This window comes from Rhodococcus sp. GXMU-t2271 (assembly GCF_041414735.1).
Taxonomy (GTDB): Bacteria; Actinomycetota; Actinomycetes; order Mycobacteriales; family Mycobacteriaceae; genus Rhodococcus; species Rhodococcus indonesiensis.
The window spans coordinates 135,147-154,266 of record NZ_JAUIZP010000043.1; the positions used below are offsets into that span (position 1 = coordinate 135,147).

Annotated in this window: 23 protein-coding genes; 19 read left to right on the top strand and 4 right to left on the bottom strand. The window is 70.7% G+C overall.

The window, feature by feature from the left end; translation table 11 throughout:
• Window positions 1-9 precede the first annotated feature (9 nt).
• The 19 genes from QYS60_RS16860 to QYS60_RS16950 all read left to right on the top strand — a co-directional run bounded on the left by QYS60_RS16860 (window position 10) and on the right by QYS60_RS16950 (window position 16,102).
• Window positions 10-402 (top strand): metalloregulator ArsR/SmtB family transcription factor, encoded by a 393-nt coding sequence (locus QYS60_RS16860; RefSeq protein WP_054373289.1) that lies wholly within the window; start codon window positions 10-12, stop codon window positions 400-402.
• A 72-nt stretch (window positions 403-474) separates the two neighbouring features.
• A complete protein-coding gene (locus tag QYS60_RS16865; protein ID WP_054373288.1) occupies window positions 475-804 on the top strand; it encodes a hydrogenase maturation nickel metallochaperone HypA in 330 nt (109 codons plus the stop codon).
• A gap of 4 nt (window positions 805-808) precedes the next feature.
• Window positions 809-1,648, top strand: a complete 840-nt coding sequence (gene hypB / locus QYS60_RS16870) for a hydrogenase nickel incorporation protein HypB (RefSeq protein ID WP_371383710.1) — start codon at window positions 809-811, stop codon at window positions 1,646-1,648.
• Window positions 1,649-1,759: 111 nt separating this feature from the next.
• Window positions 1,760-2,815, top strand: a complete 1,056-nt coding sequence (locus QYS60_RS16875; RefSeq protein WP_003935327.1) for a NiFe hydrogenase small subunit — start codon at window positions 1,760-1,762, stop codon at window positions 2,813-2,815.
• A 24-nt stretch (window positions 2,816-2,839) separates the two neighbouring features.
• Window positions 2,840-4,624 carry a nickel-dependent hydrogenase large subunit gene (locus QYS60_RS16880; protein ID WP_371383711.1) on the top strand — a complete coding sequence of 595 codons (1,785 nt, stop codon included), beginning with the start codon at window positions 2,840-2,842 and terminating at the stop codon, window positions 4,622-4,624.
• 3 nt (window positions 4,625-4,627) lie between these two features.
• A complete protein-coding gene (locus QYS60_RS16885; RefSeq protein ID WP_371383712.1) occupies window positions 4,628-5,500 on the top strand; it encodes a NifU family protein in 873 nt (290 codons plus the stop codon).
• The gene (locus QYS60_RS16890) at window positions 5,500-6,126 is read left to right on the top strand and encodes a DUF5947 family protein (RefSeq protein WP_371383713.1); all 627 of its coding nucleotides are present in this window, start codon (window positions 5,500-5,502) and stop codon (window positions 6,124-6,126) included. Before QYS60_RS16885 ends, QYS60_RS16890 begins: the two co-directional genes overlap by 1 nt.
• Window positions 6,123-6,794, top strand: a complete 672-nt coding sequence (locus tag QYS60_RS16895) for a DUF6084 family protein (protein ID WP_371383714.1) — start codon at window positions 6,123-6,125, stop codon at window positions 6,792-6,794. The genes QYS60_RS16890 and QYS60_RS16895 overlap by 4 nt, the downstream gene beginning before the upstream one ends.
• Window positions 6,791-8,167, top strand: a complete 1,377-nt coding sequence (locus QYS60_RS16900; RefSeq protein WP_371383715.1) for a hypothetical protein — start codon at window positions 6,791-6,793, stop codon at window positions 8,165-8,167. The genes QYS60_RS16895 and QYS60_RS16900 overlap by 4 nt, the downstream gene beginning before the upstream one ends.
• The gene (locus QYS60_RS16905) at window positions 8,164-8,283 is read left to right on the top strand and encodes a hypothetical protein (RefSeq protein WP_003935321.1); all 120 of its coding nucleotides are present in this window, start codon (window positions 8,164-8,166) and stop codon (window positions 8,281-8,283) included. The genes QYS60_RS16900 and QYS60_RS16905 overlap by 4 nt, the downstream gene beginning before the upstream one ends.
• A 1-nt stretch (window position 8,284) precedes the next feature.
• Window positions 8,285-8,782 carry a hydrogenase maturation protease gene (locus tag QYS60_RS16910; protein WP_289377583.1) on the top strand — a complete coding sequence of 166 codons (498 nt, stop codon included), beginning with the start codon at window positions 8,285-8,287 and terminating at the stop codon, window positions 8,780-8,782.
• 3 nt (window positions 8,783-8,785) lie between these two features.
• A complete protein-coding gene (locus QYS60_RS16915) occupies window positions 8,786-9,043 on the top strand; it encodes a HypC/HybG/HupF family hydrogenase formation chaperone (RefSeq protein WP_003935319.1) in 258 nt (85 codons plus the stop codon).
• A complete protein-coding gene (hypF, locus tag QYS60_RS16920; protein ID WP_289377582.1) occupies window positions 9,040-11,382 on the top strand; it encodes a carbamoyltransferase HypF in 2,343 nt (780 codons plus the stop codon). Before QYS60_RS16915 ends, hypF begins: the two co-directional genes overlap by 4 nt.
• Complete coding sequence (locus QYS60_RS16925) at window positions 11,379-12,134, top strand: HypC/HybG/HupF family hydrogenase formation chaperone (RefSeq protein ID WP_289377581.1); 756 nt, start codon at window positions 11,379-11,381, stop codon at window positions 12,132-12,134. The genes hypF and QYS60_RS16925 overlap by 4 nt, the downstream gene beginning before the upstream one ends.
• Window positions 12,131-12,811, top strand: coding sequence for an SIS domain-containing protein (locus QYS60_RS16930; protein ID WP_054373157.1), 681 nt, complete (start codon window positions 12,131-12,133; stop codon window positions 12,809-12,811). The genes QYS60_RS16925 and QYS60_RS16930 overlap by 4 nt, the downstream gene beginning before the upstream one ends.
• Window positions 12,808-13,893 carry a hydrogenase expression/formation protein HypE gene (gene hypE / locus QYS60_RS16935; RefSeq protein WP_003935314.1) on the top strand — a complete coding sequence of 362 codons (1,086 nt, stop codon included), beginning with the start codon at window positions 12,808-12,810 and terminating at the stop codon, window positions 13,891-13,893. The genes QYS60_RS16930 and hypE overlap by 4 nt, the downstream gene beginning before the upstream one ends.
• A 16-nt stretch (window positions 13,894-13,909) precedes the next feature.
• Window positions 13,910-14,182, top strand: a complete 273-nt coding sequence (locus QYS60_RS16940) for a HypC/HybG/HupF family hydrogenase formation chaperone (protein ID WP_003935313.1) — start codon at window positions 13,910-13,912, stop codon at window positions 14,180-14,182.
• Between the two features lie 27 nt (window positions 14,183-14,209).
• Window positions 14,210-15,343: a hydrogenase formation protein HypD gene (gene hypD / locus QYS60_RS16945; protein WP_054373156.1), complete on the top strand. Its 1,134-nt coding sequence runs from the start codon at window positions 14,210-14,212 to the stop codon at window positions 15,341-15,343.
• Between the two features lie 18 nt (window positions 15,344-15,361).
• Window positions 15,362-16,102: a DUF6390 family protein gene (locus QYS60_RS16950; RefSeq protein WP_371383716.1), complete on the top strand. Its 741-nt coding sequence runs from the start codon at window positions 15,362-15,364 to the stop codon at window positions 16,100-16,102.
• Window positions 16,103-16,108: 6 nt separating this feature from the next.
• Here the strand turns inward: QYS60_RS16950 and QYS60_RS16955 are convergent, their stop codons facing one another.
• From QYS60_RS16955 to QYS60_RS16970, 4 genes are read right to left on the bottom strand one after another with little or no spacing between them, the layout of a single operon-like run.
• A complete protein-coding gene (locus tag QYS60_RS16955) occupies window positions 16,109-16,861 on the bottom strand; it encodes an energy-coupling factor ABC transporter ATP-binding protein (RefSeq protein WP_371383717.1) in 753 nt (250 codons plus the stop codon).
• Window positions 16,858-17,616: a cobalt ECF transporter T component CbiQ gene (cbiQ, locus tag QYS60_RS16960; protein ID WP_371383718.1), complete on the bottom strand. Its 759-nt coding sequence runs from the start codon at window positions 17,614-17,616 to the stop codon at window positions 16,858-16,860. The genes QYS60_RS16955 and cbiQ overlap by 4 nt, the downstream gene beginning before the upstream one ends.
• Window positions 17,613-17,972, bottom strand: a complete 360-nt coding sequence (locus QYS60_RS16965; protein ID WP_040781517.1) for a PDGLE domain-containing protein — start codon at window positions 17,970-17,972, stop codon at window positions 17,613-17,615. The genes cbiQ and QYS60_RS16965 overlap by 4 nt, the downstream gene beginning before the upstream one ends.
• The gene (locus QYS60_RS16970; RefSeq protein WP_289377575.1) at window positions 17,969-18,658 is read right to left on the bottom strand and encodes an energy-coupling factor ABC transporter permease; all 690 of its coding nucleotides are present in this window, start codon (window positions 18,656-18,658) and stop codon (window positions 17,969-17,971) included. Before QYS60_RS16970 ends, QYS60_RS16965 begins: the two co-directional genes overlap by 4 nt.
• Window positions 18,659-19,120 lie beyond the last annotated feature (462 nt).

A 19,120-nucleotide genomic window follows, 5' to 3' on the forward strand; every position in this document is an offset into this window, starting at 1 on the left:
CTCCATCCCATGACGTCCGGCGCAATGTTCGACCCCGCCGACGTGCAGCGCGCCGTTGCGGCACTGCACACGCCGGACATCGACCGGTGGGCCCACCGCTTCGAACTGTTGTCGGACGTGAACCGGCTGCGCTTGCTGCTGTGCCTGCACCACGCGCCGGGCATCTGTGTCACCGACCTTGCCGCAGCCCTGGAGATGACCGGCACCGCGGTGTCCCACGCGCTGCGCCTGCTGCGCAACCAGGGCTGGGTGGCGGCGGAACGTGAGGGTCGAATGGTGCGGTACCGCCTCGTGGACGAGACGGTCCACGAGTTGCTGCATTCGATCGGCGCGACCCACCAGCACGCCGGGCACACACACCCGGACCGTGACCACGCCGGCCCGGAGAGCGGAAGCATCTGATTCCGCGTCCCCGAGGCGGGCCCACGGCCTATCGTGGAGACGAGCCCGTGAGGTGGGCGGAGTGGGGCCGCGATGCACGAATTGTCGATCGCGCAGAGCGTCGTGGACGCGGTGTGCGAGCACGCCGGCGACCGTCGCGTGCACAGTGTGCGCGTCGCGGTGGGAGCGCTGTGTGCCGTGATCCCCGACTCGATGCTGTTCTGCTTCGAGCTGGTCACGGTGGGCACCGTCGCGGAAGGTGCGCGATTGGACATCGAGACGCCCGCCGGTGTCGGGCAGTGCCGCGACTGCGGTGCAGAATTCGCTCTGTTGGATCCGATCCTGTTGTGCTCCTGTGGAAGTGCCGATGTCGAAGTGCGGTCGGGCCGCGAGCTTCGAATCGTGTCGATGGAGGTGAGCTGAAGCGATGTGTGCCACCTGTGGCTGTGACGACGAGGCGGGGCCGCGGATCACGGTGCCGCACGAGCACGACCTTCCTCACGGCCACGGCCACGGCCACGGCCACGGCCACGGCCACGGCCACGGCCACGGCCACGGCCACGGTGACGGGCACGAGCACGAGCACGGGCACGACGGTGCGCCGGTGCAGACCGAGACCGTCACGCTCGAACAGCAGGTGCTCGCGAAGAACGACCTGCTCGCCGAGCGTACGCGGGGGTGGCTCGCGGGTCGCGGCGTGACGGCGATCAACGTGATGAGTTCACCGGGGGCCGGCAAGACCACCCTGCTCGAACGAACGATCCGGGAGTTGTCCGGCTCTGCGCCGATCGCGGTGATCGAGGGCGACCAGGAGACCCTGCTCGATGCCGAGCGCATCCGCTCGGCGGGATGTGTCGCGGTGCAGGTCAATACCGGCGCCGGATGCCATCTCGACGCACAGATGATGCATGACGCGCTCATCGCCCTGGATCCGGCTCCGGGAACGCTGGTGTTCGTCGAGAACGTGGGCAATCTGGTGTGCCCGGCCCTCTTCGACCTGGGGGAGCAGGCCAAGGTGGTGATCATCTCGACGCCGGAGGGAACGGACAAACCGCTCAAGTATCCGCACATCTTCGCGGTCGCCGATCTCGTCGTCGTCAACAAGGTCGACCTGCTGCCGTACGTCGACTTCGAGCTCGAAACCTGTGGCCTCCACGCCGGATCGGTCAATCCCGGCGTGGAGGTGCTCGCGGTGTCGGCCTCCACGGGTGAGGGCATGGAGGCGTGGTACCGCTGGATCGCCGACCGCCGGTCGGGACGATCATGATTCGTTGACATCCCTCCGGAACGGGGCGTTAATAGAGAAAGCGCCGCGCAAGTGGGCCGAAGGTCGACTCCTGCGGCGCAGGAGCGTGGGGCGCTCCGGAAAGTGGTCGGCATGCCCACACCCGAAGCTCAGGCGGCCGAAGAGGCGTTGATCCACGTGCTGTGGATCAACGCCGGGCTCAGTTGTGACGGCGATTCCGTGGCTCTCACCGCCGCCACGCAACCCAGTGTGGAAGAGATTGCACTCGGCGCGCTGCCGGGGCTGCCGAAGGTCGCGGTGCATTGGCCGCTGATCGATTTCGAATGCGGCCCCGAGGGTGGTGCGGACGACTTCCTCGAATGGTTCCGCAAGGCGGACCGCGGCGAGCTCGAGCCGTTCGTCCTGGTGGTCGAGGGCTCGATCCCCAACGAGAAGCTGCACGACGAGGGGTACTGGTCCGGCTTCGGCAACAACGAAGAGACCGGACAGCCGATCACCACCAGCGAGTGGCTGGACCGGTTGGCGCCGAAGGCCACGGCGATCGTCGCGGCGGGCACCTGCGCCACGTACGGCGGCATTCACGCCATGGCCGGTAACCCGACCGGCGCGATGGGTGTGCCCGACTATCTGGGCTGGGAATGGAAGTCGAAGGCGGGTATCCCGATTGTGTGCGTGCCGGGATGCCCCATCCAGCCGGACAACCTGTCCGAGACGCTGACCTACCTGCTGTACCAGGCGACGAATCAAGCGCCGATGATCCCGCTGGACGAGGCGCTGCGGCCGCAGTGGCTGTTCGGCATCACCGTGCACGAGGGCTGCGATCGCGCCGGGTACTACGAGCAGGGCGACTTCGCCACCGAGTACGGCTCCCCGAAGTGCATCGTGAAGATCGGCTGCTGGGGACCGGTCGTCAAATGCAATGTCCCCAAACGGGGTTGGATGAACGGAATCGGTGGATGCCCCAACGTCGGGGGGATCTGCATCGGCTGCACGATGCCCGGCTTCCCGGACAAGTTCATGCCGTTCATGGACGAGCCGCCCGGGGGGAAGCTCTCGACGAGGGCCGTGGGCGTGTACGGCTCGGCGGTGCGGCAGCTGCGGAGCCTGACGAAGAGCACATTGGACAAGGAGCCGTCCTGGCGTACGCCCGGCACGGAACTCACCACCGGCGCGACCCGTACCTGGTAGTCCCGCCCCGAGAGAGGCAGCCCGATGACAGCCACCGTCCCCGATCCCGCCGCCGGCAGCAATCTGGTGGAGATGGCGTGGGATCCGATCACCAGAATCGTGGGCAGTCTGGGTATCTACACGAAGATCGACTTCGCGAACCGTGAAGTGGCCGAATGTCACAGCACCTCGTCGATCTTCCGCGGCTACTCGCTGTTCATGAAGGGCAAGGACCCGCGCGACGCGCACTTCATCACCAGCCGCATCTGCGGCATCTGCGGGGACAACCACGCGACCTGTTCCTGCTACGCACAGAACATGGCGTACGGCGCCAAGCCCCCGCACCTGGGCGAGTGGATCGTCAACCTCGGCGAGGCCGCGGAATACATGTTCGACCACAACATCTTCCAGGAGAACCTGGTAGGGGTCGACTACTGCGAGAAGATGGTCTCCGAGACCAACCCGGGGGTGCTGGCGAAGGCCGAGAACACCCGTGCCCCCCGGGAGGACCAGCACGGCTACCGCACGATCGCGGACATCATGCGCTCGCTCAATCCGTTCACCGGCGAGTTCTACCGCGAGGCACTGCACGTGAGCCGCTCGACCCGGGAGATGTTCTGTCTCATGGAGGGTCGCCACGTACACCCGTCCACCCTGTACCCGGGCGGCGTCGGCACGGTCGCCACCATCCAGCTGATGACCGACTACCTGACCCGGCTCATGCGCTACGTCGAGTTCATGAAGAAGGTCGTGCCCATGCACGACGACCTGTTCGACTTCTTCTACGAGGCGCTGCCGGGGTACGAGAAGGTGGGACTGCGGCGCACCCTGCTCGGGTGCTGGGGGTCGTTCCAGGACCCGGAGACGTGCAACTTCGCCTACCGGGACATGGAGGACTGGGGCCGGAAGATGTTCGTCACCCCGGGGGTGGTCGTCGACGGCAAGCTGGTGACGACCTCGCTGGTGGACATCAACCTGGGCCTGCGCATCCTGCTCGGCTCCTCGTACTACGAGGACTGGACGGATCAGGAGATGTTCGTGAAGACCGATCCGCTGGGCAACCCGGTGGACCGGCGCCATCCCTGGAACCAGCACACCAATCCGAGACCACAGAAGCGCGATCTCGAGGACAAGTACAGCTGGGTGATGTCACCCCGCTGGTTCGACGGCACCGACTACCTGGCCCTCGACACCGGGGGCGGGCCGCTGGCCCGGTTGTGGTCGACGGCGCTGGCCGGGCTCGTCGACATCGGTTACGTCAAGTCCACCGGGTCGAGCGTGCAGATCAACCTCCCCAAGACCGCGCTGAAGGGGCCGGTGACGCTGGAGTGGAAGATCCCGCGGCACGGCAGCAACACTCTCGAACGCAACCGGGCCCGCACCTACTTCCAGGCCTACGCCGCGGCGTGCGCCCTGCACTTCGCCGAGAAGGCGCTGGTGGAGATCCGGGCCGGCCGCACCAAGACCTGGGAACCGTTCGAGGTGCCCGACGAGGGCATCGGCTGCGGATTCACCGAGGCGGTGCGGGGCGTCCTTTCGCATCATCTGGTGATCCGTGACGGGAAGATAGCCAACTACCATCCGTATCCGCCGACGCCGTGGAACGCCAGCCCGCGGGACAGCTACGGCACGCCCGGCCCGTACGAGGACGCCGTGCAGGGGCAGCCGATCTTCGAGGAGAACGACCGAGAGCACTTCAAGGGCATCGACATCATGCGCACCGTGCGCAGTTTCGACCCGTGCCTGCCCTGCGGGGTGCACATGTATCTCGGAGACGGGAAGACCCTCGAGAAACTGCACTCGCCGACCCAGTCGGTCACCGGGGAGTGACGGATGGAGCGATGGCGCGAGTCGGGTGAACGGATCGAGGCACTGCTGGACGCGAGCTCTGCGGCCGGGCCGGCGGCGCGCGAACGGGCCGAGGGCCTGGTCCGGGAGGTGATGGGACTCTACGGGGCGGGACTGGCCGGAATCTGCGACGCGCTCGCCCGGCATCCCGGCGCAATGGACGACCTGGCCCGCGACGATCTGGTCGCCAGCCTGCTGCTGGTCCACGGGCTGCACCCGCACGACGTGGAGACCCGGGTGCGCACGGCACTGGACGGGGTGCGCCCGTACCTCGGGTCCCACGGCGGGGACGTCGAGCTGGTCGCGATCCGCGACGACGTGGTCCGGTTGCGTCTGCTCGGCAGCTGCCACGGATGCCCGTCGTCGGCGGTGACCCTGGAGCTGGCCGTGCAGGAGGCGTTGCGGGCGGCGGCGCCGGAGATCACCGAGCTCGAGGTCGAGACCGCCGACTCCACGGGGCAAGGACTCATCCCGGCGGCGGCACTGTTCACCCGCGTGCATTCCGATGTTCGTGGAACATGGTGTGCGGCGCCGGAACTCGACGAGATACCGGAAGGGGAGGTCGGCGGCTTCGTCGTCGCCGGACTGCCGGTCCTGGTGTGCCGCGTCGCCGGTGAGCTCCTCGCCTACCGGGACCGGTGCCCGGTCTGCACCCGTGCGTTCGCCGGCGCGACGCTGCACCGGCGAGCCGGGGCCGGCACGGACGCGGCGGTGCTGCGGTGCCCGACCTGTGCGGCGCACTTCGACGTGCGCGCTGCCGGGGTCCGGCTCGACGGGGGCGACGAACACCTCGAACCGGTGCCGGTGCTGGTGCGGGACGGGGTGCTGTCGGTGGCCGTGCCCGCCGGGGTGGCGTGATGCCGTCCCCCTTCGAGGTCCTGCAGCGTATCGCCGCACCCCGGCCGAAGGGGGAGCGCTGCGAGATGTGCGCCGTGGGCATCGACGACGGGCACGGGCACGTCGTCGATGTGCAGGCACGCCAGCTGATGTGCGTATGCCGGGCCTGCTGTCTGCTGTTCACCGATCCCGGGGCGGAACTGCGCTACCGGGCGGTGCCGGAGCGGTACCTGTCCTTCCCGGAGTTCGCGCTCACCGCCGGCGCGTGGGAAAGCCTCGAGATCCCGGTGAACCTGGCGTTCTTCTTCCGGAATTCGTCCCTGGACCGGACCGTCGCGTTCTATCCCGGCCCGGCCGGCGCGACGGAATCGGAACTGCCGCTCGACGCCTGGGAGGCGCTGTGCGGCGGCAACCCGTCGCTCGTGCCCCCGCTGCCGGACGTGGAGGCGCTGATCGTGCGGGTTCCGCGACGGGGCGCCGCCGTCTGTCATCTGGTACCCATCGACGCCTGCTACGCGCTGGTCGGCCGGCTGCGACAGGTCTGGCGCGGCTTCGACGGCGGCACCGAGGCCCGTGCCGAGCTCGACGCCTTCTTCGCGGAGGTCGCCCGGCGGAGCCGGCCCGTCCCGGGGAGGGGGCAGGCGTGACCGCCCTGGACTTCACGGTCGTCGACATCGCTCCCGAACCGTATGCCGCCACCCCGAGCCTCACCGCGCGCCTCCGGATCCGGGAAACCACGGGTGCGCCGGTGCACAGCGTGGCGCTGCGCTGCCAGGTGCGCCTGGAACCGGCACGCCGACGCTACGGTCCGGACGCCGAGGCCGCGTTGGGAGACCTGTTCGGCACGCGCGACCGGTGGGGCAGCACCCTCTCCTCGTTCGCGTGGTTGCAGACCTCCACGATGGTGCCGGGCTTCGTCGGCGAGTGCGAGACGGCACTACCGCTACCCTGCACGTACGACTTCGAGGTCGCGGCCGCCCGGTATCTGCACGCCCTCGGCGACGGCGCGGTGCCGCTGCTGCTGCTGTTCAGCGGAACGGTGTTCGGCCGCGGCGACGGTGGGGTGGCCGTCGAGCCGGTGCCGTGGGACCGCGAGGCCCGCTACGACCTGCCGGTCACGGTGTGGCACGAGATGATCCGCAGCCACTTCCCCGGCACCGGGTTCGCCCGCATGGGACACGACACGCTGGCCGCGCTGACCCGGTACAAGGTGGCGCACGGGCACACCGATCTCGACGCGGCGGTCACCGAACTGCTCGTCGCGGCCGAGGCGAGGCCGGCCGCGGCGACCGGGGCGGGGGAGGCGGCGTCGTGACCGTGCAGGGGCAGGCCGATCGGGTGCGGGCCGTGGCCGACGCTGTGCTGTACGAGGGCTACCTGCTGTATCCGTATCGGGCGAGTTCCCGTAAGAACCACTCCCGCTGGCAGTTCGGTGTGCTCGGCCCGCCCGGTGCCGCCGCCGCCGGGATCGGTGAGGAGCCGGCGCTGGCCACGCAGTGTGTGCTGCGCCCGCTGCGCGCCGACGCCACGATCGACGTGGTCGTGCGGTTCCTGCAACTGCAGACCCGGACGGTGCAGCGCCGCGACGGCCACGACTACGTCACCGTGCCCGAACTGACCGTCGCGGGCCGCTCGTGGATCGGGTGGGACGAGGCCGTAGAATGCGAGATTCCCCTCGGGCCGATGCCGGTCCGCGAACTCACCGCCCCACACACGGTTCCGGTCGCCGTCCCCGGCGGCACGGACGTCGAACTGCTCACCGCCGCGGACGGCGCGGTCACCGGCCGGGTGGTACGCACGCGACGGCCGGTGCACGCCGTCGTCCGCGTGGAGGCAACTGCGTCCACCGGAGTCGATGCGCCGATGCGCCTGGACCTCGCCGTCGAGAACACCGGCGACCCGCCCGTGGACCCCGCCGACGCGCTGCGACGGTCGCTGATCGGCGCGCATCTGATCCTCGCCGCGCGCGGCGGGCGGTTCGTCTCGCTGCTCGAGCCGCCCGCCGACGTCGCCGGCCTCGTTGACGAGTGCGCACACACCCGCTGTTTCCCGGTCCTCGTCGGCGACGCCGACCCCGCCGTGCCCGGCGAGGCAGCCGCGCTGCTGGTGTCCCCGATCATCCTGTACGACCATCCGCAGGTCGCCGAGCAGAGCGGCGGGGACCTGTTCGACGCCACCGAGATCGACGAGATCCTCACCTTGCGGGTCCTGACCCTGACCGACGAGGAGAAGGCCGAGGCGCGGGCCACCGACCCTCGGGCCGCGCAGATCGTCGAACGCTGCGAGACGATGACCCCCGCCGAGATGCAGGCCCTGCACGGGATCCTGCGCGACCCGCACCGCGAGGGCGGGCTGATTCCCGAACTGCCCGACGGCGTCGACTGGTGGACCCCCGAGGCGGACACCAGCGTCCGGCCCGAAACGGACGGGGTGCTGGTCGGCGGGGTCCGGGTCGCGCAGGGCAGCCTGGTGCGGCTGCACCCGTCGCGCCGGGCCGACGCACAGGACCTGTTCTTCCGGGACCGGGTGGCGCGCGTGGCCACCGTGCACGCCGACGTCGACGGCGAGACCCATGTCGGGGTCGTCCTCGTCGACGATCCGGCCGCGGACCTGCACGACTGGTACGGGCGCTACCTGTACTTCGCGCCCGACGAACTCGAACCGCTCGGGAGGAAAGAGGAGCTATGAGATTCATCGGAATGCTGACCACTGCGGCACTGGCCGCCGCGGTGATCGGCGGTGTGGTCGTGACGGTGCAGTCGCTGCCGGACATCCAGCGGTACCTGCGGATGCGCAGGATGTGACGTGGTGCGGATCCTGGTGGCGGGCATCGGCAACATCTTCCTCGGCGACGACGGCTTCGGCCCCGAGGTGGTGCGGCGGGTCCCGGCCGACACACCCGGAACCAGGGTGGTGGACTACGGGATCCGCGGCATGCACCTGGCCTACGACCTGCTCGACGGGTGGGACGCGCTCGTGCTCGTCGACGCCGTGCCCGGCGCCGGCGAGCCGGGTGCCGTGCGGGTCTTCGAAGCCGACACCGCCGTGCGGGGACCGGTGGGCCTCGACGCGCACGGCATGGACCCGGCCGCGGTGTTCGCGAGCCTCGCGGCGCTCGGCGGGCAGGCGCCCCTTACCGTGGTGGTGGGCTGCCAGGTGGCGGCGGTCGAGGAGGGCATCGGGCTGTCCCCGGCGGTGGCTGCCGCCGTCGGCCCGGCCGTCGATGCCGTCCTCCGCACCGTGCGCCGCCTGCATGCGGAGGCGCAGCCGGCGGGAGCCGCGGTCGCCGGGGACGAGGGCTGAGCGGTGTGCCTCGGCATCCCGGGACGGGTGATCCGGCGGCTCGACGGTTACGCCGGGCAGCTCGCCCTCGTCGACGTGGCCGGCGAGGAGCGCAAGGTGAACGTCGGCATGCTCGACGACCCCGACCTCGCGCCCGGCGACTGGATCGTCATCCACATGGGCTTCGCGATGGAGCGGGTCGACGAGGCCGGCGCGCGGCGCGCGATGCAGGGGCTCGAACTGATGGGACGGCCCCGGGACGAACCGGGAGCGGCGCCGTGAACCCCGTGGCCGAGCGCCGGCGGCTGGTGGTGCGGGGTGTGGTGCAGGGCGTCGGATTCCGGCCGTTCGTCGCCGGGTTGGCCCGCGAGTTGCGCCTGGGCGGGTACTGCGGCAACGACGACTCCGGGGTGTTCCTCGAGGTCGAGGGTGCCGCCGCGGATCTGGACGAGTTCACCCGCCGCCTGCGCGGCGACGCACCGCCGCTCGCCGTGCTCGTCGATGTGACCGCCGTGCCGCGAATGCCTCTCGGCGAGGACGACTTCCGGATCGTCGAGAGTCACCACGCCGACGGGGCGCGCACCCTGATTCCGCCGGACGTGGCGACCTGCGCCGACTGCCTGCGTGAGTTGAACGATCCCGCCGACCGGCGCTACCGGCATCCCTTCGTCAACTGCACCCACTGCGGGCCCCGCTACACGGTGATCACCGACCTGCCGTACGACCGGCCGGCGACGACCATGGCCCGGTTCCCCATGTGCCCGAGCTGCGCCCACGAATACACCGATCCGACGGACCGCCGCTATCATGCCCAGCCGATCTGCTGCCCGGACTGCGGCCCGCGGATCTTCGCCGTCCGCGGCGACCGCCGAGTCGACGGAGACGCGGAGGTGCTGGCCACGGTGCAGGCGGCGCTCGCCGCCGGGGACATCGTGGCGGTCAAGGGACTCGGCGGCTTCCATCTCGTGTGCGATGCCACGAACCCCGCCGCGGTGAACCGACTGCGGGAGCGGAAACACCGTCCGGACAAGCCGTTCGCCGTAATGGCTCCGGACGTGGCGGCCGTCGCGGCGGTGTGCCGGACGTCCGCGGCCGAGCGGGCCGCGCTCACCGCGCCGGCCCGGCCGATCGTGTTGCTGCGGTCCCGTCCCGGCGCGGCCGTCGCCGACGCGGTGGCACCCGGGCTCGACGAGCTCGGGGTGATGCTGCCGTACACCCCGCTGCACCATCTGCTGTTCGCGCCGGTACCCGGGCACGAGAACCCCGTGCCGCGGCTGCTGGTGGCGACGTCGGGAAACCTGTCCGGCGAGCCCCTCTGCTTCCGCAACGACGATGCCGTGGCCCGGCTCGGCGGCATGGCCGATCTGTTCCTGATGCACGACCGGGACATCGCGGTGCCGTGCGAGGACTCGGTGGTCGCGGTCGCCGACGGCGTCGAACTGCCGCTGCGGCGCTCCCGGGGATTTGCGCCGATGCCGGTGCTGCTCGGTGGTGCGGCGCCGGTGGTCCTCGCTGTCGGCGGCGAGGTGAAGAACACCTTCTGCCTGACCCGGCAGGACTATGCCTTCTGTTCGGCGCATCTCGGGGACATGGGCACGGTGGAGAGCCGTCGCGCCTTCGAGGCGTCGGTCGCGCAGCTGATCGCGCTGCACCGCGTCACCCCCGAGGTGGTGGTGGCCGACGCCCATCCCGGCTACGCGACCCGGGAGTGGGCCGAACGCTACTGCGAGGATCACGACGTCGAGCTGCGCACAGTGCAACACCACCACGCGCACGTCGCGTCTCTGCTCGCCGAGCATCACCGGCTCGGTACCCCCGTGCTGGGGATCGCGTTCGACGGCACCGGGTACGGCTGCGACCGCACCGTCTGGGGCGGGGAACTGCTGCTGGTGGGAGCGGATCCCCGCGACGCCCGGCGCGCCGGGCACCTGCGTTCGTTCCCGCTGCCCGGCGGCGACGTCGCCGTGCGCACTCCGGCCCGGGTCGCGCTGGCCGTGCTGCGGGAGGCCGGCATCGAGGAGATCGAGGACCTGCCGTGCGTGAGGGCGCTCGGTGCCGCCGAACGCGCCGTGGTGGACTCGCAGCTGGCGTCGGGCGTCGGCTGCGTGCGCACCACCAGCGCCGGCCGGCTGTTCGACGCGGTGGCCTCCGTGCTGGGGGTGCGGCACCGGATCAGCTACGAGGCGCAGGCTGCGATCGAACTCGAGGTGCTGGCGCGTACCGCCACGGATGCCGCGCCGATGCATTCGTCGCTGAGCGGGAACGAGCTGGATTGGGCCGGCACGCTGGCCTGCCTCGTCGCCGGCGTCCGGCTCGGGATCCCGGCCGCGGACCTCGCGGCAGGCTTCCACCGTGCGCTGGCATCGGCAACAGTGCGGCTGGCGGCCCGGATCGCTGACGCGGCGGAGGTACGCACCATCGGCTTGACGGGCGGCGTGTTCCAGAATCGGCTCCTGCTGGACATGATGCGAACTATGCTGCAGGACAGAGGGTTCGAAGTGCTGACACACAGGCGGGTGCCACCGAACGACGGTGGCCTGTCGCTGGGGCAGGCGGCGCTCGCCGCCGCGTTCGCACACAGCCGGGCCATGGACCCTGCCGGGACGGGACGAGCGCGATGACATCGACACACGACACCGAGCCGATCGGCGCGGAACTCGCTGCCGACCTCGCCGCGACGGCGCTGGGCCTGGCCCGCCGGTTCCATGCCGGGGCGACCCTGTGGGTGGTGTCCCCGCAGTGGGAGCCACACGCCCATCACGTGGCGGTCGAGTTCGTGCACCCCGTGATCATGGGGAAACGGGCATTGCCGTCGGTGTCGCTCGTGGAGCCGGACCCGGTCGCCCAGTGCCGGGTCGCCGCCCGCCCCGGCGACGTGATCCTGGCGGTCGCCTCCGCAGATCAGCCGGCCGTGCGCGAGATCGCCCGGCGCGCACCCGCGTGGGGCACCGACACCATCTGGATCGGGGCCGGTCCGCGGCCCGCGCCCGGTGCGGCCACTCATGTGCTGTGGGTGGACTCGGACGATCCGATGGTGCCCGCCACCGGGCGATTCGTGCTGCTGTACCACCTGCTGTGGGAGCTGACGCACGTGTGCTTCGAGCATCCCGGTCTGCTCACCGATCCGGGCTGCACCGACGAGGTGTGCGTGACCTGCAGCGACGAGGGCCGGCTCGGTGAGGTGGTGTGGCCGGCCGACGACACCGGCGCCGCGCCGGTGCGGACCGCGGCCGGCCGGGAGCGGGTCGACGTCTCCCTCCTCGGCGACGTCGAGCCCGGTGATCTGGTGCTGGTGCACGGCGGCGTCGCCATCACCAGACTCGACGCGCGGGAACTCGATGCTGGGGAGCTCGACGAGGGGGGACGGCTGTGAGCACCGAACCGGACGACACCGACTTCCTGTACCCGTTCATCGACGCGCAGGAGCACGACGCCACCACCCTGTTGCGCGATCTTGCGGCGTCGGCCCGCGGCAAGGCGGCCGACAGCGCGCGTCTGCAACGGGCGTCGCTCGAAGAATGGGGCGAGGACCTCGTCGCGGCGGGCCGGCGCATGGCCGAGCGCTTCGCCCGCGGCGGCCGGCTCTACACCTTCGGCAACGGCGGCAGCTCCACCGACGCGGCGACCCTGGCGACGCTGTTCAGCCGGCCGGCCCGGGGACGGCCGGTGCCGGCCTGGTCGCTCGCCGCGGATCAGGCAGTGGTGACGGCGCTCGGCAACGACGTCGGGTTCGAGCTGATCTTCTCGCGGCAGATCATCGCGCACGCGCACGGCGACGACGTCGCGATCGCCCTGTCCACCTCCGGCAACTCCGACGACCTGATGACGGCGCTGGCGGAGGCGCGGCGGCGGGGACTGCTCACCATCGGATTCGCCGGGCACGACGGCGGCCGGATGGCCGCCACCGACGATCTGGACTTCTGCTTCACGATCCGCTCGCAGAGCATCCACCGGATCCAGGAGAGCCATGCCCTGATCGGGTATCGGCTGTGGTCGGCCGCGCAGGAACACCTGGCGCGCGCGGAATCGGCGACAGGAGGCGGACGGTGAGCACATCGGCCGAACGCGAGGACCGGGTCCTCGAACGGATCGAGGCGTTCCGGCGGCGCCGGCCGCGCCTACGCGACACGGTGATCTCGCTCTCGCACGGCGCTGGAGGCAAGGCCTCCGCAGCACTGGTGGATTCGGTGTTCGTCGATGCCTTCCGCAACACCGAACTCGAGCAGCTCGGCGACGCCGCCACCGTGCGCCTCGACGCAGCGGAGAGACTGTCGTTCTCCACCGACTCGTTCGTCGTCAAGCCGCTGTCGTTTCCGGGCGGTTCGATCGGGCACCTGGCCGTGCACGGCACGGTCAACGACCTCGCCGTGTCGGGCGCGCGGCCGCGGTGGCTGTCCGCGGCGTTCGTCATCGAGGAGGGCTTCGAGATCGCGCGGCTGCGCGAGATCGTCGCCGACATGGCTGCGGCCGCCACCCGGTCCGGGGTCGAGATCGTCACCGGCGACACCAAGGTGGTGGGTCGGGGCGCCGCCGACGGGCTCTACATCAGCACCGCCGGGGTCGGCCTGGTACCCGCCGGGCGCCGCCTCGGGCCCGACCTGGTGCGCCCCGGCGACCGGGTGCTGATCTCCGGAACGCTCGGCGATCACGGCATGGCGGTGCTGCTGGCTCGCGGCGACCTGGCGATCGAAGCGGATATCGCCTCCGACACGGCGCCGGTGCACGAGCTGGTGGCGGCCCTGCTCGCGGCCGCGCCGTCGACCCGGTGGATGCGCGACCCCACCCGCGGTGGCGTCGGCACCGTCTGCAACGAGCTTGCGCAGGCCACCGGGCTGGCGGTGGTGCTCGACGAGGCCGCGCTGCCGATCCGGCCGACGGTCACCGGGGCGTGCGACATGCTCGGTATCGACCCGCTGTACGTCGCCAACGAGGGCAAGTTCGTCGCGGTCGTCGCCCCGGACGAGGCGGACGCCGCCCTCGCCGCACTGCGGGCGTGCCCCGGCGGCGGCGACGCCGCGGAGATCGGGGAGATCCTGGCCGAACCGGAGGGCGTCGTCGCGTTGCGTACCGCGTTCGGGGGCAGCCGGATCGTGGACATGCTCGTGGGCGACCCGCTGCCCCGGATCTGCTGAGGTGAGGAGAGACGTAATGTGCCTGGGAATTCCCGGCCGGGTGGTCGACATGGTCGACCCCGCCCAGGATCTGGCGAAGGTGGACGTCAACGGCGTGCAGCGCGCAATCAGCGTCCGGCTGCTCGCCGGCACCGGCCTGCAGGTCGGGGACTGGGTGCTGGTGCACGTCGGCTTCGCGATGGCCCGGATCGACGAGGACGAGGCGAAGCTGACCCTCGAGCAGGTGCGCAAGATGGGCGCCGACTACGTCAACGAGATCGAAGCCTTCAGTGCGTCCGAGATCGCCTGAGCACCGGATGAAAGGCGGAGCAGGATAATGAAATTCGTCGACGAGTTCCGCGACCCCGCCGCGGCACGCGCCCTGGTGGCCTCGATCACCGACCTCGCCGCCGGGGACGAGTTCAAGTTCATGGAGGTGTGCGGCGGCCACACCCATACCATCTACCGGCACGGCATCGAACACCTGCTGCCCGCGTCGGTGGAGTTGGTGCACGGCCCCGGCTGTCCTGTGTGCGTGATCCCCATGGGCCGCATCGACGACGCCATGTGGTTGGCCGAGCAACCGAACGTGGTGTTCACGACGTTCGGGGACATGATGCGGGTGCCCGGCTCGCGCGGAAACCTGCTCGAGGCCAAGGCCCGCGGCGCCGACGTCCGATTCGTGTATTCCCCACTGGACGCCCTGAAGATCGCGGTGGACCACCCGGACCGGCATGTGGTGTTCTTCGCCGTCGGATTCGAGACCACCGCTCCGTCCACGGCGGTGACGCTCGTGCGGGCGAGACAACTCGGCCTGAGCAACTTCACGGTGTTCTGCAATCACGTGACAATCGTGCCGCCCATCAAGGCGATCCTCGAGTCGCCGGATCTACGGCTCTCGGGATTTCTCGGACCGGGTCACGTGTCGACCGTGGTGGGGCTGCGTCCCTATCGCTTCGTCCCCGCCGTGTACGGAAAACCGATCGTGGTGGCCGGATTCGAGCCGCTCGACATACTCGCCTCCGTGCACATGCTGCTGCGGCAGATCCGGGACGGCCGATGCGAGGTGGAGAACCAGTACAGCCGGGTGGTGCGGCCCGAGGGCAACGTGCAGGCACTGCGGCTGCTGGCGCAGACGTTCGCGCTGCGGCCGCACTTCGAGTGGCGGGGACTCGGATTCATCTCGCAGAGTGCGCTCGGCATCCATCCCGACTATGCGAACTTCGACGCCGAGCAGCGGTTCTCGATGCCCGGCCTGCGCGTCGCCGACCCGAAGGCGTGTCAGTGCGGCGAAGTGCTCAAGGGCGTCATCAAACCGTGGGAATGCAAGGTCTTCGGCACGGCGTGCACGCCGGAGACACCCATCGGCACCTGCATGGTGTCGCCGGAAGGGGCATGTGCGGCCTACTACAACTTCGGCCGGCTGCACCGGGACACCGCGGCACTGGTGGGGCAACGCGGAACGGCCTGATCGGTGGCGGTGGCAGTGGTGACGGAGGGGCAGGTGCTCTTCGCCCGCTACGCCCATGCGCCGAACGCGCTCGGTTATTGCGGCCCGGCAGGGACGGCGGCCCTCGAGGCGGCCGCATGTGGGCACGGCGACGGCGCGGCGGTCGTGGCCGCCGCCCGGCGGTTCACCGGAGCGTGGCCCTATCAGGAGCTGATCGCGGCCCTGGCCGGCCGGAGCGACCCCCTCGACGCAGAGGTGGTGCGCGCCTACTGGACGGGCAACGCCCTGACGGACCGGATCGACCCGGTGGAGTTCGGGACCCGGCTGCTCGAGCGGTTGGGCACGCAGGCGGGGCACTACTGGACTCACCTGACACCCGAACTGATTGCCGAGGCTGCGCCGACGCACGCGTTCCACGTGCTGGGGGTGTACCCGTGGTCGCGACTGCTGACGACCGGGATGCCCCAGCCGGTGCAGGTTCTCGATTCCTGCCGGATCCGCTGGGGCACCGTCGTCGACGTCGGCCCCGACACGGCGACGGTGCGCAGCCGCCGGCTCGAGTTCGACGGTGCCCGCCTGCGTCTCGGCGCGGAACGCGCCGAGACGGTCCGGCGCCGCACCCGTGCGGGGGTGTTCGTGCCGGGACTGCGGCTCGGAGAACATGTTGCGCTGCACTGGGATTTCTTGTGCGACCGGCTCCGGGAGGAGGAGGTGGGACGGCTGGAGGCCGCGACGGTGCGGCAGCTCGACCGCACCAACGGCCGGCTCGCCGCGGGGTGACGGCACTCAGCGCGGGTCGGTCTGCGGCAGGGTGAAACCCCACGGTAGTTCCAACCGGTTCGCGGTGAGCAGGTCCGTGTCGGCGAGCAGGGTGGCGATCGGACCGTCCGCGACGAGTCGTCCGTCGCTCACGATCACTGCCCGGCTGCACACCTGCGCGGCGTACGGAAGGTCGTGGGTGACCAGCAGCAGGGTGGCGTCGATGCCGAGGAGGACCTCGGCCAGTTCCCGCCGGGCGACGGGATCGAGGTCTGTGGACGGCTCGTCCAGGACCAGAACGTCGGGCCGGCACGCCAGCACGGTGGCGAGGGCGACCCGTCGACGCTGCCCCGCGGACAGGTGCGCGGTGTTGCGGTCGGCGTGCTCTGTCATGCCGACCGCCTCGAGGGCCTCGCGAACCCGGGTGTCGAGTTCTTTCGCGGGAACGCCGAAGTTGGCGGGCCCGAACGCAACGTCCTGTGCGACGGTCGGCATGAACAACTGATCGTCGGGATCTTGGAACACCAGTCCGACTCGACGCCGGATCTCACGCAGGGTGGCACGCCCGACCGGGAGCCCGCCGATCCGGACGGTCCCCGACGACGGGGTCAGTACGCCGTTCAGGTGCAGCATCAGGGTGGTCTTTCCGGCGCCGTTCGGGCCGAGGACCGCGACCCGCTCACCGGCGGTGACGGCGAGGTCGATGCCGTCGAGGGCGCAGTGCCCGTCGGGGTGGACGTGCCGCACCCCCGTCAGCTGCACGGCCGGCTCCGGGGTCATGCCGTCACCCAGGCAGCGGCGCACACGGCACCGGCGACGACGGCCGGCAGCAGACCCACGGCCCAGTCCACTGCGGCGGCGGGAGGGCCGAAGATCGGGACGGCGCCGGTGAATCCGCGGGAGATCATGGCCAGATGCACCCGCTCACCGCGCTCGTAGGCGCGGACGAACAGCCCCCCGATTCCCCGGGCCGTCGCTCCGATGCGGTGGAGGGTGCGTGGGTCGTCACCACGGGAGATCCGGGCACGGTGCATTCGGTTTGCCTCGGCGGCAAGCAGTTCGAGGTAACGCAGCATGAGCACCGCTACCGTCGTGATCAGTGGTGGTACCCGGAGGCGGGCCAAACCGGCGGGCAGGTCCTGGGCCGGGGTGGTGGCCGCGAGGACGAGGGAGACGAGCACCCCGAGGGTGCCCTTGACCAGAATGCCCCACGCCGCATACAGGCCTGGAACCGACAGCGAGACCCCCAGGACGCCGACCCGCTCGCCCGCCTCGGCGAACGGGAGCAGGACGGCGAGCACGACGAACGGTGCCTCGATCGACATGCGCGGCGCCAGCCAGGCGCAGCGGATCCCGGCGAGTACACAGATCACCGCGACGACCGCGAAATGGAGGGCGAATGCCCACATCGCCTCGCGCGGAGTGGCGACAACGGCGAAGACGAATGTCGTTGCGGCGACGATCTTCACCTCGGTGGGCAGACGGTGCACAGCAGTCGTCGCGCGTGCAGGCCCGATCGGCAGCGCGGTGGTCACGGCTGCGGTCCCGGAGGGTTCCCGGATGCGCCCCGTCGGCGGACGAGGAGACGGAACAGTATTGTGGCAACCACCGTCGTCGCGGCGACGCCGAGAACCCCGGCTACGCCGGTGGCTCCGGTGTGACCGGCTACCGTGTAGCCGGCCAGCGGTCCCGTGTCCCACGGATGATCCGCGGCCTCACTCGCCGGGCACTCCCCGGTCATGACGGTGCTACCGTCGACCTCGGCCACGGCACATCCCCGCGCGGTTGCGGCCTCGAGTCCGTCGGGGCTCGAATCGGCAAGGTACGACAGCACCCCCGCGCACAGGAACGCCGCCACCGCGAACAGGATCAACACACGCCGGCGCGTCATGCCGGTGCCCGGGTCGGCTGTCGCAGCGGGCGGAACAGATAGACGAGGTCGGGCCGCGCCCGGGCCACCGCGACGACGGTGACGGCGGTGACGAGTCCTTCACCGGCGCCGATGAGTACGTGGGTGCCGAGCAGGAACGCAGCGACGGTGCCGGCAGACCCGGCGGTGCCGCCGACCGCGTACTCGACCAGGAATCCGGTTGCCGCTGCGACAGTCGCGACCAGCGCTGCGCCGAAAGAGATCACGCCGAGGGCCGGTCCGGACGGGTACCGGCGCAGCAGTGGACGCAGCGCCACGGCCGTGCCGTACCCGGCGACGACGCCGAGCAGGGCCATGTTGGTGACGTTGGCGCCGAGGGCGGTGAGACCGCCGTCGGCGAAGAGCAGTGACTGCACGACCAGGACGACCGTCAGGCACAGGGCGGCGGTCGCGGGACCGACCAGGACGGCGGCGAGCGCGCCGCCGAGTACGTGCCCGCTCACTCCCGGCAGGACCGGGAAGTTGATCATCTGCAGGGCGAAGACGAACGCCGCGACGAGGCCGGCCAGGGGAGCGGTGCGCTCGTCGAGCTCGGACCGGGCCTTGCGGAGCGCCACCGCGAGGCCGAGCGCGGCGACGACCAAGAACAGCAGGGAGGTCCGCGCGTCGAGTAGACCGTCGCTCATGTGCATGGCTACGACGTCCATCGGAAGAACCTCCGAGACGTGAGGATGCGTCCACGCGATTCTAGCTGCCCACCTGAACAACTGAACAGGCTTTCGGCCGTCGGGCCGGTTCGTCCGGTTCCGCTGGCGCGTTCGAGGACGACGAGATGATCTCTGCCGAACCTGGCGACGCGGAGTCGCACCGACCCGGGCACACCACGACGGTCGGGGAAGCGGACGCGGTCGTCCCGCCCTACGAAGGGCGGACGGAGCACGGGGATGTCCGTCCCGCACCGGACGACAGGGCGGAGGTGCACCGCGCCGAGGACACGCGCTGATCGGGCAGACGGTCGAGCCCGGTGCGCCGGGTCCGGTCAGACGAACGTGCGCGCCAGAACAATCGCCAGCGCGATCAGCAGGGCGACCTTGACGACTTCGAGCGCCACGTAGGCGTAGTGCACCTTCGAGCGGGGTGGGGGCGCGCCGGGGCGGTCGCGGGTGGGG

Coding starts and splice junctions, on each gene's coding strand:
- QYS60_RS16860 (WP_054373289.1), top strand. CDS start 10: ATGACGTCCGGCGCAATGTTCGACCCCGCCGACGTGCAGCGCGCCGTT.
- QYS60_RS16865 (WP_054373288.1), top strand. CDS start 475: ATGCACGAATTGTCGATCGCGCAGAGCGTCGTGGACGCGGTGTGCGAG.
- hypB (WP_371383710.1), top strand. CDS start 809: ATGTGTGCCACCTGTGGCTGTGACGACGAGGCGGGGCCGCGGATCACG.
- QYS60_RS16875 (WP_003935327.1), top strand. CDS start 1,760: ATGCCCACACCCGAAGCTCAGGCGGCCGAAGAGGCGTTGATCCACGTG.
- QYS60_RS16880 (WP_371383711.1), top strand. CDS start 2,840: ATGACAGCCACCGTCCCCGATCCCGCCGCCGGCAGCAATCTGGTGGAG.
- QYS60_RS16885 (WP_371383712.1), top strand. CDS start 4,628: ATGGAGCGATGGCGCGAGTCGGGTGAACGGATCGAGGCACTGCTGGAC.
- QYS60_RS16890 (WP_371383713.1), top strand. CDS start 5,500: ATGCCGTCCCCCTTCGAGGTCCTGCAGCGTATCGCCGCACCCCGGCCG.
- QYS60_RS16905 (WP_003935321.1), top strand. CDS start 8,164: ATGAGATTCATCGGAATGCTGACCACTGCGGCACTGGCCGCCGCGGTG.
- QYS60_RS16925 (WP_289377581.1), top strand. CDS start 11,379: ATGACATCGACACACGACACCGAGCCGATCGGCGCGGAACTCGCTGCC.
- QYS60_RS16940 (WP_003935313.1), top strand. CDS start 13,910: ATGTGCCTGGGAATTCCCGGCCGGGTGGTCGACATGGTCGACCCCGCC.
- hypD (WP_054373156.1), top strand. CDS start 14,210: ATGAAATTCGTCGACGAGTTCCGCGACCCCGCCGCGGCACGCGCCCTG.
- QYS60_RS16955 (WP_371383717.1), bottom strand. CDS start 16,861: ATGACCCCGGAGCCGGCCGTGCAGCTGACGGGGGTGCGGCACGTCCAC.
- QYS60_RS16965 (WP_040781517.1), bottom strand. CDS start 17,972: ATGACGCGCCGGCGTGTGTTGATCCTGTTCGCGGTGGCGGCGTTCCTG.
- QYS60_RS16970 (WP_289377575.1), bottom strand. CDS start 18,658: ATGGACGTCGTAGCCATGCACATGAGCGACGGTCTACTCGACGCGCGG.